This is a genomic window from Streptomyces sp. NPDC098781 (assembly GCF_044759995.1).
Lineage (GTDB): Bacteria > Actinomycetota > Actinomycetes > Streptomycetales > Streptomycetaceae > Streptomyces.
In genome coordinates this window covers 857,016-869,480 of sequence record NZ_JBIWAK010000001.1, presented here as the reverse complement: position 1 = coordinate 869,480, position 12,465 = coordinate 857,016, and the positions used below count along the sequence as shown (strand labels likewise).

The 12,465-nt window shown below is 71.9% G+C and carries 12 protein-coding genes; 5 read left to right on the top strand and 7 right to left on the bottom strand.

What is annotated here, in order from left to right:
• Positions 1–29: 29 nt before the first annotated feature.
• Entirely contained in the window at positions 30–1,232 is a 1,203-nt protein-coding gene (locus ACIQWG_RS03695; protein ID WP_404089793.1) for an erythromycin esterase family protein, read from the bottom strand.
• 58 nt (positions 1,233–1,290) lie between these two features.
• Here ACIQWG_RS03695 and ACIQWG_RS03690 point away from each other — a divergent pair, with 58 nt between their 5' ends.
• Entirely contained in the window at positions 1,291–2,070 is a 780-nt protein-coding gene (locus ACIQWG_RS03690) for a MerR family transcriptional regulator (protein ID WP_404089791.1), read from the top strand.
• A 10-nt stretch (positions 2,071–2,080) separates the two neighbouring features.
• Here ACIQWG_RS03690 and ACIQWG_RS03685 read toward each other — a convergent pair whose 3' ends face one another.
• On the bottom strand, positions 2,081–2,731 hold the full coding sequence (locus ACIQWG_RS03685; RefSeq protein ID WP_404089789.1) for a TetR/AcrR family transcriptional regulator: 651 nt from the start codon (positions 2,729–2,731) through the stop codon (positions 2,081–2,083).
• Between the two features lie 138 nt (positions 2,732–2,869).
• Here ACIQWG_RS03685 and ACIQWG_RS03680 point away from each other — a divergent pair, with 138 nt between their 5' ends.
• Complete coding sequence (locus ACIQWG_RS03680) at positions 2,870–3,631, top strand: SDR family NAD(P)-dependent oxidoreductase (protein WP_404089787.1); 762 nt, start codon at positions 2,870–2,872, stop codon at positions 3,629–3,631.
• 162 nt (positions 3,632–3,793) lie between these two features.
• Here the strand turns inward: ACIQWG_RS03680 and ACIQWG_RS03675 are convergent, their stop codons facing one another.
• Positions 3,794–4,489, bottom strand: coding sequence for a glycoside hydrolase family 75 protein (locus ACIQWG_RS03675; protein WP_404089785.1), 696 nt, complete (start codon positions 4,487–4,489; stop codon positions 3,794–3,796).
• A gap of 502 nt (positions 4,490–4,991) precedes the next feature.
• On the opposite strand from ACIQWG_RS03675, the gene ACIQWG_RS03670 reads away from it, so the two are divergent.
• Both ACIQWG_RS03670 and ACIQWG_RS03665 read left to right on the top strand, forming a co-directional pair.
• On the top strand, positions 4,992–5,978 hold the full coding sequence (locus tag ACIQWG_RS03670) for a fibronectin type III domain-containing protein (protein WP_404089783.1): 987 nt from the start codon (positions 4,992–4,994) through the stop codon (positions 5,976–5,978).
• A gap of 282 nt (positions 5,979–6,260) precedes the next feature.
• Positions 6,261–6,797, top strand: a complete 537-nt coding sequence (locus ACIQWG_RS03665; RefSeq protein WP_404089781.1) for a hypothetical protein — start codon at positions 6,261–6,263, stop codon at positions 6,795–6,797.
• A gap of 69 nt (positions 6,798–6,866) precedes the next feature.
• Here ACIQWG_RS03665 and ACIQWG_RS03660 read toward each other — a convergent pair whose 3' ends face one another.
• Together ACIQWG_RS03660 and ACIQWG_RS03655 are read right to left on the bottom strand one after the other, a co-directional pair.
• Positions 6,867–7,418 carry a PadR family transcriptional regulator gene (locus ACIQWG_RS03660; protein ID WP_404089779.1) on the bottom strand — a complete coding sequence of 184 codons (552 nt, stop codon included), beginning with the start codon at positions 7,416–7,418 and terminating at the stop codon, positions 6,867–6,869.
• Positions 7,419–7,448: 30 nt separating this feature from the next.
• Positions 7,449–9,464 carry an FAD-dependent oxidoreductase gene (locus tag ACIQWG_RS03655; protein WP_404089777.1) on the bottom strand — a complete coding sequence of 672 codons (2,016 nt, stop codon included), beginning with the start codon at positions 9,462–9,464 and terminating at the stop codon, positions 7,449–7,451.
• A 159-nt stretch (positions 9,465–9,623) separates the two neighbouring features.
• Here ACIQWG_RS03655 and ACIQWG_RS03650 point away from each other — a divergent pair, with 159 nt between their 5' ends.
• Positions 9,624–10,799 carry a M20 family metallopeptidase gene (locus ACIQWG_RS03650; protein ID WP_404089775.1) on the top strand — a complete coding sequence of 392 codons (1,176 nt, stop codon included), beginning with the start codon at positions 9,624–9,626 and terminating at the stop codon, positions 10,797–10,799.
• A gap of 28 nt (positions 10,800–10,827) precedes the next feature.
• Here the strand turns inward: ACIQWG_RS03650 and ACIQWG_RS03645 are convergent, their stop codons facing one another.
• Together ACIQWG_RS03645 and ACIQWG_RS03640 are read right to left on the bottom strand one after the other, a co-directional pair.
• Positions 10,828–11,205, bottom strand: a complete 378-nt coding sequence (locus tag ACIQWG_RS03645) for a hypothetical protein (protein WP_404089773.1) — start codon at positions 11,203–11,205, stop codon at positions 10,828–10,830.
• Between the two features lie 121 nt (positions 11,206–11,326).
• On the bottom strand, positions 11,327–12,199 hold the full coding sequence (locus ACIQWG_RS03640; RefSeq protein WP_404089771.1) for a hypothetical protein: 873 nt from the start codon (positions 12,197–12,199) through the stop codon (positions 11,327–11,329).
• Positions 12,200–12,465: the final 266 nt, after the last annotated feature.

The window sequence follows — 12,465 nt, the reverse complement described above, 5'->3', positions numbered from 1 at the left end:
GCCTCAAGTGCCGGGCGCCGTCGGCGGCACTAGCTCTCCAGGACGTCCTTCACGAACACCATGCCGTCGCTGTCAGGCAGATGTGCCGGATCGAGCGGGGCGTAGCCGAACCAGGGGGACACCCGAGGCTCGGGCAGTCGGTCGCCGAGGGCGGCGGCCAGTTGCCGGGCGTCGATGACGCAGCGGTCCTGCGGAAGTGCGTACAGCAGTCCTTCGACGGTGTCCGAGGGCGGTGTGTCCACTCCCCGGTGCCGGATGGTGCCGAGGGCCGTCGCCACGAAGGCGTACTCCGGACCCAGTCGGGCGTCGACGAGCGCGCCGGCGCTCCACCACTCGACGCGCGTCGCGCCCATCCGCATCGAGCTCTTCTGCCGCTGGAGATGGGCGTTGTGGGCGTGGACCAGCGCCGGGCCCCGAGCGGCCAGGGCGAGGAGGTTGTCGGCCATCATCTGGTCCCGTACGCCGGTCAGCCGGCTCATGCGGGCCGGTGAACCGTCGGCCATCCCGTGGTGGTAGCGCAGCAGGCCGATCGCCGTGCGCCCGTAGAGGCGCGCCCGGTCCCAGTCGTCGCGCGAGGTCGTCGTGAGCAGGTGCGGTGTTTGCGCTTCGAGCAGCGCCACCAATTCATCGGCCACCAGCCGCAGTTGCAGGGCGTCGGCCGACCGCCCGACGGACTGCGCCGGGTCCATCATCGCGGCGGGCTCGGTCCACCGCTCGTCGGCGCCGAGCAGACGGTCGAGCGTCTCGGCGGTGCAGGGGAGCAGGTCCGCCCGCGTCCATGTCGAGAGGTAGTCGTGGAGTTCGGTGAGGGCCTGGCGGGGGCTCGCGGCGGCGGTGATCTCCAGCGGGCCGTCGAAGCCGGCGAAGCGGAGTCGCTCGGACGGCGGCCGGCCGTCGTTGTGGGCGCGCATCCAGCGCACGAGCTCGCGGTTGGCCGCGTGGACGCCCCAGCCGTGGCTGAATCCGCGCTCCATGACCTCGTCGAGAGTGCCCGTGCCCGAGGTGACGTAGTCGTCCACGACCAGACCCATGAGGCAGTCGCTCTCGATCGCGATCGTCCGATAGCCCTCCTCCTCGACAAGCTGCCGGAACAGCTCGTTGCGCAGTTCGAGCAGCGTGCCCTCGCCGTGGGTGGGCTCGCCCAGGCCCAGCAGCCGGGGCCGGGTCGGCAGCAGCCTCATGAGGGCGGCGGCCTCGACGGCATGGGTGGTGTCCTTGATGTGGGTCGGCATGCCTTCAACGGTATCGTTGAACCTCCGGTGGAAACTTTTCCGCGATATCGTCGGCTTCATGGGGCAGAACCTTCAAAGGGGCGTGCGGCTCAGGCCGGTTGATCTGGCGCGCGGACATGATCTGTCCACGCAGGCGATCCGGAACTACGAGGAGGCCGGCATCCTCCCGCCCGCCGCCCGCACCCCTTCCGGCTACCGCACCTACACCCCTGTGCACGCGGTGGCCCTGCGCGCGTTCCTCGCCCTGTTGCCGGGCCATGGCCACCGGACGGCGACGGCGATCATGTGTGCGGTGAACCGGGGCGCGGCCGACGAGGCGTTCCGGATCATCGACGAGAGCCACGCCGAGTTGCTCGACGACCGGCGGACCCTCCAGGCCGTGGAGAACGCGCTCCGTGACCTGGGACCTCTCACGGCACCCGAGTCCGACGCCGGGTCCGAACCGGCTGCGGCAGCCGGGTCCGGCGGCACGTTCATCGGTCCGCTGGCGGGGAGGCTCGGAGTCCGGCCGGCGACGTTGCGCAAGTGGGAGCGCGCCGGACTGGTCCGCCCCGGCCGCGACCCGCACACCGGGTACCGCGTCTACGACGAGGCCGACGTACGTGACGCCCGGCTGGCCCACCAACTCCGGCGGGGCGGCTATCTGTTGGAACAGATCGCCCCGCTGATCGCCCAGGTGCGGACCGCCGGCGGGCTGGAGCCGCTGGAGGCCACGTTGCACGACTGGCAGGGCCGGTTGTCGGCCCGGGGACGGGCGTTGCTGATCGGAGCAGCGGAGTTGGAGACGTACCTCCGCGAGCGCGAACGAGACGGCGTCGAGACCGGCAACCCTCCCTAGAAGCCGCCCCCTACACGACTCCCTCCCCCACGACCGTCAGCGCCGAGCGCAGTGTCGCCGCCAGTTCGGTCTGTGCCGTGTCCCGGTCGGCGTCGATGCCCGCGGTGTGCCACGCGTAGTGCTCGACCGCGGCGCGCAGGGCCGCGTTGAAGATCGCCGCCTGGATCGTCGGACGCAGATCGTCGGCGGACAGACCGGCCCGTTCGGCGAGGGCACGGGCGAACGCCGGCTCGGCCTCGTCGTAGGTCTGGAGCCAGATCGCGCGCAGGCCGGGTTCGGTGCGGGTCAGGCGGACCAGCGCGCCGACGGTCGCGCGGTCGGGGCCGGCGAGGAGGTGGTCCTCGTCGGCGAGTTCCTGGTCGAAGAGCTCGGCCACGGGCTGCCCGGGGCGCCACCGGCGCAGACAGTCGGCGATCATGTCGATCCCGGCCGAGAACAACGGCCGGACGCAGCTCTCCTTGCTGGGGAAGTAGCGCCACACGGTACGTGCCGAGACGCCGACCGCGGCTCCGATCTGCTCGCCCGTCGTCGCCGTCACGCCCTGGGTGACGAACAGGTCCACCGCGGCCCGCGCGATCTCCAGCCGGATCTCGGCCTTGCGCTCGTCGGTCAGCGGCGGCCGGCCCGTCGGGCGGCTCGTGCGTCCACGGGTTGTGCTCATGGTGTCCCTTCCGGCCGGCGCTGATCGCTCTCCCGGAATTCTCCACGAAGACTTTATGTCACTCAGAGACATAAAGTCGCTAGGGTGACCCCGGGCGCGTTCGAACACCGCCTTCGGACCCACGGATGGGAGAACCTCATGAGCGGCGGACTGGACGGACGCAGCGTGATCGTCACCGGGGCGGGCTCGGGCATCGGGCGCGCGGCGGCCCTGGCCTTCGCCGAGCGGGGGGCCAAGGTGGTGGTGGCCGACCTGAACGCGGAGGGCGCGCAGGAGGTCGTCAAGGAGATCGAGCAGTCCGGCGGCGCCGCGGTCGCGGTGGTGGGCGACCTGAGCGAGCAGGCCGTCGTCGACCAGGTGGTCGACACCGCCGTACGGAGCTTCGGCGGCGTGGACGTCCTGGTCAACAACGCCGGGATCATGGACCGGATGTCGGCACTGGCGGACGTCTCCGACGCCGAGTGGGAGCGGGTCGTCCGGGTCAATCTCACCGCCCCGTTCCTGCTCACCCGCGCCGTGCTGCCGCACATGCTGGCGGCGGGCCGCGGGGCCGTCGTGAACACGGCGTCCGAGGCCGGTCTGCGCGGCAGCGCGGCGGGCGCGGCCTACACCGCGTCGAAGCACGGGGTGGTGGGCCTGACCAAGTCCCTCGCGGTGATGTACCGCAAGCAGGAGATACGGGCGAACGCCATCGCCCCCGGCGGCACTCGGACCGGCATCGTCGTGGACGCCGCGCAGGACGCGCACGGACCGGCGACCATCGGGCCGCACTTCGTCAACGTCGGCACGCTGGCCGAGCCCGAGGAGCAGGCGGCCGCCATCGTGTTCCTGGCCTCGGACGACGCGAGCAACATCAACGGCGCGATCCTGCCCGTCGACGACGGCTGGTCGGCGGTCTGACGCCCCCTCAGGAGGCTATGCGGGCCGCTTGCCCGGCCTGCGCCAATTCCGCTTACCCGGCCTGCGTGAATCCCGCTCGCCCGCACCTCAACGAGCCTCGCTTGCCCGTGCCTGGACGAGTCCCGCCCACCAGGCCTGGGCAAGCGGTGTCAGGCCACCACCTCACCCACCGCCGACGAATTCCCTCGCCAGCCGCTCCCCCGCCGCCACCGCCGCCTCGGGGTCCTCGATCGGCGTCACCCGCGAGTCCTTGAAGACGATGTAGGTGACACCGGAGGCCGTGCCACCGGTGCGCGGATCCGGCGGGATGCCCAGGGCCTCGGCGGTGGCGTACGACGCTTCGCCGATGATGTCGCTCGGCCCGACATCGCCGACGACCGCGTACTGCACCCGGTCCCCGTACACCACGGCGGCGACCGAGCCGCCACGGACACCGTGGGCACGGTAGTCCCAGATGCCGCTCGGGGTGGGGACGACGATGTACGGGAGATGCTCGGCGCTCAGTTGGCGGCCGTCGGACTGCTGGAAGGCCGTCGTGTCGGAGAAGTACGGATCGGTACTGCTGTTGCAGCGCTCGGTGGGCTGACCGTCGCAGTCGATGTCCATGTCGGCCTTCCAGAACACCACGTCGGGCGTCCCGCAGACCGGGATGGTCGCCGACGCACCGCTGTCGCTGCGAAAGCGCCCCTGGGACACGGCCTTGCACGCGCTCACCTTCGACAGCAGGTCAGCGGCGCTGACGTCGGCCTCACGGCGCACCTCGGGCCCGTTCGGCAGGGCGTGCGAGTCGGCGGGTGGTGCCGTCGGGGCAAGCAGGGCGGCACCTGCCGCGGCCAGCGTCAGCGACTGTAGACGCACGACAGGGGGACCTCTCGCCGGAGACAGGGACGCATACTCATCGGGCACTGGCGAACACTCATCGGGTACTGACGAACGCTCATCAGGTCCTGACGAACACCCAGCTCAATCTGCCGGGGTTTCGATCATGCTGCCACCACAGGCGTCCGTACGACGCACATCCGGGCGACACGTCATCCGCTCCGCGGAGCTCCGCCAGGGGCCGGGGGCCTGGGCCCGCATCGGACCCGGCCTCCCGGCCACCCGCGTCCGGCGCCGGATCAGCGACGACAGCGGCCCGCGCCGGGCGGCACGAACTGCCCCTCCCCCAAGAAGAGTTCGCCGCGAGGAACTTCAGCATACGTAATCAGCCGGGCGGCTCACCAACGTCCGGGAAGTCACCGACGGCCGACCGGTCACCGGCGGCCCACCCGTCTCCGACCCGCCCTCTTGATGTGATCGCGTCATCCGCGTCATATTGGTCCGGACCATTGCCGCGAGGCCGCCCCCGGGAGGCACAGTCGTGCGACGCGTTCCCGTTCTCCTGTCCGCCGTCGTCTGTACGGCACTCGCGCTGCTGCTCTCCTCCTGCGCCTGGGGCGCCGCGGACGGAGAGGGCGGCGGACGGCTGCCCGGGGCGCCCACGGGTGTCACGGCCGACGCCGGCAGCGCGACCAGCGTGCACGTCATGTGGAACGCGGTCTCTGCCGAACGCGACATCCAGGTCTACGAGGTGTATCGGGGCCCCACAAAGGTCAAGGAAGTACCGGGCTCGGCCCACATGGTGGATGTCACCATGCTCAAGCCCGCGACCACGTACGCGTTCACCGTGCGGGCCCGGGACACCGACGGCCGTCTCGGCCCGCCGAGCAAGCAGGTCCGGGCGACGACTCCCCGGGCCGTGGCCGCCGACCGGTCCGCCCCGACGCGCCCCGGGAAGGCGGACGGCCGTGCGGTCGGCAGCCGGGCCGTCCAGCTGTCGTGGTCGCGGTCGACGGACGACCGGGACGTGGTGTCCTACGACATCTACCAGGGCGAGGCGAAGATCCACAGCGTGGGCGGGAACCAGACGGCGACCGTGGTCACCGGGCTCAGGCCGGGCACTCGCTACTCCTTCACCGTCCGGGCCCGCGACGCGGCCGACAACCTCTCCCCGGCCACGGCGGCCGTCCCCGTCACGACCCCCGGCACCGACGACGGGCGCGGCACCGCGCCGACCGGTTTCCGCGCCTCGACCCATCGCGCGGACGGGGCCTACCACCTCGATCTGAGCTGGGTGCCGCCGCGCACGGACGGCATCGTCACGGAGTACCAGGTCCAGCTCGACGGCCGTGCCGCGACCTCGCTCGTGTACGGCGGGAGCGCACCCCGCGACAAGGCCACGTACAGCTTCTACCTGGGCCCGGAGAGCGGGGTGAGCCACCGGGTCCGGATCCGGGGGCGGTTGCCGGACGGCACCTGGGGCGGCTTCTCGGCCGAGCGGACCGTGACGACCGGCGAGCAGGACTGACCGACGGCGAGCGGGCGCAATAGCGGAGATCGGGCTGACCACCTGCGAGCGGTCGCGCGAGCGGCGAGCGGGCTGACCACTTGGGTGCCGCCGCGCGAGCGGCGATCGGGCTGACCGCCGGCCCGAAGTCCCCCGGATGCAGCAGGGAGTCACCTGTCCGGGGGGTGCCCGCATGCGGGACGGCTCCGGGGCGCGTTGGCTACCCCTGAGGCAGCACGGGCGTTCCCGACCCTCGGCGGCGCAACGGACGTACCGCCGACCGTGCCGCCGGAGGGCATCCACATGCGCAACTCATCGCTCTTCCTCCGCTCGGGCCTGACCGTGGCAGCCGCCTCACTTCCCTTCCTCGCGGCCGTCGTCCCGGCCGCCGCGCAGTCGGGGATCTCCGTGAGCACCACCGGGTCCACGGTCTCCGTCACGACCCGCGCGTGCACCAACGTCAACGGCAGCTGGGGCAACGCCTCGCTGCTCAACAGCCGGCAGGCGAACTTCGCGCAGGGCCGCCAGGTCTCCCTGTCGGGGACGGCCGCGCTTCAGTCGGCCGCCTGGGCGAACGTGAGTCCGGGCACCTACACGGTCATCGTCGTGTGCTCCAACGGCACCACCGCTGGCACCCAGTCCGTCGTCGTCTCGGGGGCCACCCCCACCCGCACGATCTCCGCCACGGCCTCGCCGTCGCGCGGTGTCATGGGCGGTGTGGGCGGATCCTCCAGCGACTTCGGCACCCTGTCGCTGGTGGGCGGCGGGGTGCTGGTCGCCACGGCGGTGGGAGGCACGGCCTGGTACCTGCGGCGCAAGTCGAAGCCGTACCGGCTCTGAGGCCGGCGCGTCGAGCGGCGGCAGCCGCAGGGCGGCCCGGAGCTCAAGCACCGGACAGGCCCCCGGAGCTCAAGCCGTCTCGTGTCCCGGCAACTCCGCGAACTCGTCCAGCGCGCGCGTGAGCCACTGGATCCAGAAGGTCTCCAGATCCAGGCCCGCGCGCAGCACCAGGTGCCGCAGCCGGTCCTGGGAGCTGTCCCTGCCGGGCGGGAAGTCGCGCTTCTCGATCTCCTCGTACTCGGTCAACTGCCGCCGGTGCAGGTCGAGATGGCGGCGCAGGTCCGCCTCGATGCCCTCGGTGCCCACGACCGCCGCGGCGCGCATCCGCAACAGCAGCGTGTCGCGGTGCGGCCGGGGGTCCTGGGACGTGCCCGTCCAGCGGGCCAGTTCGGCGCGGCCCGCGGGCAGGACCTCGTAGCTCTTCTTCTGCCCCCGGGCCGGCTGCTGCGACGGCAGGGTCCGGATGAAGCCCTCGGCCTCCAGTTTCCCCAGCTCGCGATAGATCTGCTGATGCGTCGCCGACCAGAAGTAGCCGATCGACTTGTCGAAGCGGCGGGTCAGCTCCAGCCCTGACGACGGCTTCTCGAGCAGGGCGGTGAGGATCGCGTGCGGGAGTGACATGCGGTCATCCTAGGGACGCGCTCGGGCGCCCTAGAGGCTCGCCGCCAGCTCGGTGCCCTGCTTGATGGCCCGCTTGGCGTCCAGTTCGGCGGCCACGTCGGCGCCGCCGATGAGGTGCGCGCTGCGGCCCGCGGCGAGCAGTGCCTCGTACAGGTCGCGACGCGGCTCCTGTCCGGTGCACAGCACGATGGTGTCGACGGGGAGGACGGTGCTCTCCTCGCCGACGGTGACGTGCAGTCCGGCGTCGTCGATACGGTCGTAGCGCACGCCCGGGACCATGGTGACGCCCCGGTGCTTGAGCTCGGTGCGGTGGATCCAGCCGGTGGTCTTGCCGAGGCCGGCGCCGACCTTGCTGGTCTTGCGCTGGAGCAGGTGGACGGTGCGCGGCGGGGCGGGCCGCTCGGGTGCGGCGAGGCCGCCGGGGGCCGTGTAGTCCATGTCGACGCCCCACTGGCGGAAGTACGTCGCGGGGTCCTCGCTCGCCTTCTCGCCGCCGTCGGTGAGGAACTCGGCTACGTCGAACCCGATGCCGCCCGCGCCGAGGACGGCGACGCGCCGGCCGACGGGGGCTTCCTCGCGCAGGACGTCGAGATAGCCCACGACACTCGGATGGTCGACGCCGGGGATGTCGGGGGTGCGGGGGGTGACGCCGGTGGCGACCACCACCTCGTCGTAGTCCGTGAGGTCCTCGGCCGACACCCAGGTGTTCAGCCGTACGTTCACGTCCTGCCAGTCGAGCTGGTGGCGGTAGTAGCGCAGGGTCTCGTCGAACTCCTGCTTGCCGGGGACCTTGCGGGCGACGTTCAGCTGGCCGCCGACCTCGCTCGCGGCGTCGAACAGCGTGACCTCGTGGCCTCGTTCGGCGGCACTCACGGCACAGGCGAGTCCGGCCGGTCCGGCGCCGACGACCGCGACGCGCTTGCGCAGACGGGTCGGGGACAGCGTCAGCTCGGTCTCGTGACAGGCGCGCGGGTTGACCAGGCAGGATGTGATCTTGCCGCTGAAGGTGTGGTCGAGGCAGGCCTGGTTGCAGCCGATGCAGGTGTTGATCGCCTCCGGTTTCCCGGCGGCGGCCTTGGCGACGAAGTCGGGGTCGGCGAGCATCGGGCGGGCCATTGACACCATGTCCGCGCAACCGTCCGCCAGCAACTCCTCGGCGAGTTCGGGGGTGTTGATGCGGTTCGTGGTGACGAGCGGGACCGACACCTCACCCATCAGCCGCTTGGTGACCCAGGTGTACGCGCCGCGCGGCACGGAGGTGGCGATGGTCGGGATGCGCGCCTCGTGCCAGCCGATGCCGGTGTTGATGATCGTCGCACCGGCGGCCTCGATCGCCTTCGCGAGCGTGATCACCTCGTCCAGCGTGGACCCGCCCGGGACGAGGTCCAGCATGGACAGCCGGTAGACGATGATGAAGTCCTCGCCGACGGCCTCGCGCACCCGCCGGACGATCTCGACCGGGAAGCGCATGCGGTTCTCGTACGAGCCGCCCCAGCGGTCGGTGCGGTGGTTGGTCTGCGTGGCGATGAACTCGTTGATCAGGTAGCCCTCGGAGCCCATGATCTCCACGCCGTCGTACCCGGCCTGCCGGGCGAGACGGGCGGCGCGCGCGTAGTCGTCGATGGTCCGCTCGACGTCGGCGTCGGTCAGCTCGCGCGGCGGGAAGGGGCTGATCGGTGCCTGGAGCGGGCTCGGCGCGACGAGGTCCTGGTGGTAGGCGTACCGGCCGAAGTGCAGGATCTGCATGGCGATCCGGCCGCCCTCGCGGTGCACGGCGTCGGTGATGACCCGGTGCTGCTCGGCCTCCGAGTCCGTGGTGAGCTTGGCGCCGCCCTCATAGGGCCGGCCCTCGTCGTTGGGGGCGATGCCGCCGGTGACGATCAGGCCCACTCCCCCGCGGGCCCGTTCGGCGTAGAAGGCCGCCATGCGCTCGAAGCCGCGCTCGGCCTCCTCCAGGCCGACGTGCATGGAGCCCATGAGGACGCGGTTGGGCAGCGTGGTGAAGCCCAGGTCCAGCGGGCTCAGCAGGTGCGGGTAGCGGCTCATCGGGTCCTCCGTCGCGGTGTCGTACCTGACGTAGTTGTAGAGGACCGCGCGACGTTTATGCAACTAGTTGCACAACCGAGGGAGGGTGACACGGGCCACTGCCCTCGGCGGGCGACGGTCCGCCGCCGACACCGGTCGCCGTCGGGCACAGTGGCCCCCATGACCGCATACGCCGATGTGATCGACCTCGCCCAGCGGCTGGTCCGCTGCCCCAGCCGTGCCGGGATCGACAGCTACGGCCCCGTCATCGGCGTCCTGGAGGACTGGCTGACGGGGCGGGGACTGCCGTACCGCCGCCTGCACGACGGCGAGGGCGTCACGGTCGGCCTGCTGATCGAGGTCGCGGGCGGCCGACCCGGCCCCTGGTGGGCCCTGGACGCCTGCGTCGACACCGCGCCCTACGGCGACGAGGGTGCGTGGTCCTTCCCTCCGGACTGCGGCGAGGTCGTCGACGGCTGGCTGCTCGGCAGGGGCGCGGCGGACTCCAAGCTCGCCGCGGCGATGTTCTGCGGCATCGCCGCCGAGCTGCACGGCCGGGCCGACGACCTGTCCGGCGGCCTCGCGGTGCTCCTCGACGCCGACGAGCACACCGGCACCTTCGGCGGGGCCCGCGCCTACCTGGCCGACGCACGGGCGATCCGGCCGGCCGGCGTGCTGATCGGCTACCCGGGGCTCGACGAGGTCGTGGTCGGCGGGCGCGGACTGTGGCGGGCCACGATCGCGGTGCACGCGGCCTCCGGCCACTCGGGCTCCCGGCGTACGGCGCCGGGAGCGGTCTCACGCGCGGCACAGCTCGTACGACTCCTGGAGGAGGCCGAACTTCCGGGAGCCGAGGGCGAGTTCCCGCTGCCGCCGAAGCTGACGGTGACCTTCTGCCACGGCGGCCAGGGCTTCTCGGTCGTGCCTGACCGGTGCGAACTGGGCGTCGACATCCGCACCACCCCCGGCTTCGACGCTCGCGCCGCCGAGCGGCTGGTCGGCGCGGCGGTGCGGGAACTCGACCTGCGCCTGCCCGCGCCCCGGCCGACCGCGATCACGCCGGTGGCGTCCTGGCCGCCGTACCGGCTCGGCGAGGGCCGGCAGCCCGCGGCCGCGCTGCTGGAAGCGGCCTCCGGGGAGGGCCTCACCGTGCGCCCGAAGACGGCCGGCCCGTCGAACATCGGCAATCTGCTCGCGGGCCGGGGCATCCCGGCCACGGCGGGCTTCGGGGTGCGCTACGCGGGCCTGCACGGCGTGGACGAGCGGGCCTGCCTGGAGGACCTGCCCGTCGTCCACGCCGTCTACCGGCGCGCCGTTCTCGGCCTGCTGGGTTCGCCCGGGCCGGATTCACCTTGACCGAGCCCGCCCTTGCCGGACTCGGCCGTCACAGGCCGGGACGGCTCCTGAGCACCACGTGCAGCTCCCGCTCCTGGTCACCCGAGGCCGAGGTGAGGTCGTGCACCGTGAACAGGGAGTCCAGCGTCGTGCGGAGCCGTTCGATGGCCCAGTAGCCGCCCTGCGCGTCGGCCTCGACGGTCGACGAGAGCCGGGCGGGGGGCGCGCACTCCTGCGCGTCCGTCACCTCGAACGTGCCGAGCCACACCATGGGGCGGGTCTCGTGGAGCTGCTGCGGCACGTCTTCGGGTCCCCGGTCGGACTCGAAGCACTGGTTCAGCGCGTCGAACACGATCCGGGCGTCTTCCTTGCTGCATCCGCTGATCTCGACGGACACGGGCTCCTCGTGCAGTCGTTCACGATCCATCGTGATCGCTCCTCTCGTGGCCACACCGCGGTGCCACGGGTAGCCCGCGGAACCGGACCCAACCCCAAGAAAAGCACCACGTGAGCCGGAGCACTACCGGCGGAGCCGTGCCGCGCGCGCCTCAGCTCCGGGTGAACCGGTACGTCTTGCTGTCGGTCAGCACACAGAATCCCGGCGAGATGACGATCACCCGGAGGGTGCCGGTACGGCGGTCGTAGTCGATGCCCTCCGTCTCGAACTCGCCGGAGCAGGAGCTGCGCAGCGGGAGCTGGCGCAGGGCGGTGACATGGCCGGTCACGTCGGACGAGCCGGGCTCCGCGGACAGGTCGATCTGGAGCAGCGGCTTGGTCATGCCGAAGAGGGTGCCCGCCGGGTCGTCGGAGGCGCACAGCAGGGTCGTGGCCGTCAGGAAGTCGCAGCCCTGCACATCGCGTACGGCGTGGTCGAGCCGGATGCTGGAGGTCCACGGCAGGTTCGCCGAGGGGGACGTGCTCGGGTTGACGCCGGGCGTGGGGTGGACCAGCAGGCGGGTCATGGTGCCCCACTCGCCGGAGACCATCCACTGGCCGCCGGGCGAGACGGCGGCGAAGGAGTTGTTCAGCGCCTCCCCCGAGCCGAGCGTGTGGACGTACTCGGACCAGGTGCCGTTCGGCGCCTGCACCCGGAACATCTTCGCGGTGCCCGAGTCCGCCTGGTACGGCTCGATGTAGTAGCCGTTGTACGAGGCGTCGGGGTCACCCACGTGGTTCCAGCCGCGGCTGCTGACGGAGACGGGGATGGTGCCGATGCCGGTGTAGCGATTCGGGCTGTTGGCCGGGACCTCGACGGAGGTCAGACCCTGGCTCTCGGTGAGCGGGTCGGCCCGGTCGGAGCCGACCTCCGTCCAGGTGTCGGCGGCCTGGGCGGGTGCCGCGGTGCTCAGGACGACGGCGGAGGCGAGGGCGACGAGGCCGGTGAGAGCGGCATGACAACGTTGCCGGGCACGCAGGGTCATGGAGCGACTCCTTGGGGGGTGGGGTGCGTGTCGGCGGACAGTCTGGCGGGCCCGTGTGGTCATGTACAGACCAAGCAGACGAACGGTCGCTGTCTGATCGGCCACAGTCACGTGCCCCGGTCCTGACTTCGGCGGACGTCCACCGCTGTGTTGAGGGATGGTGGAGGTGAACGACCGAGGGGGCCCGGAGACGGTTGAACGCGGTAGAACAAGGGGAGTCGGCACGGGGGAACGGCGTGCCGCGAGGAAGGGCGAAGGCGGTGCGT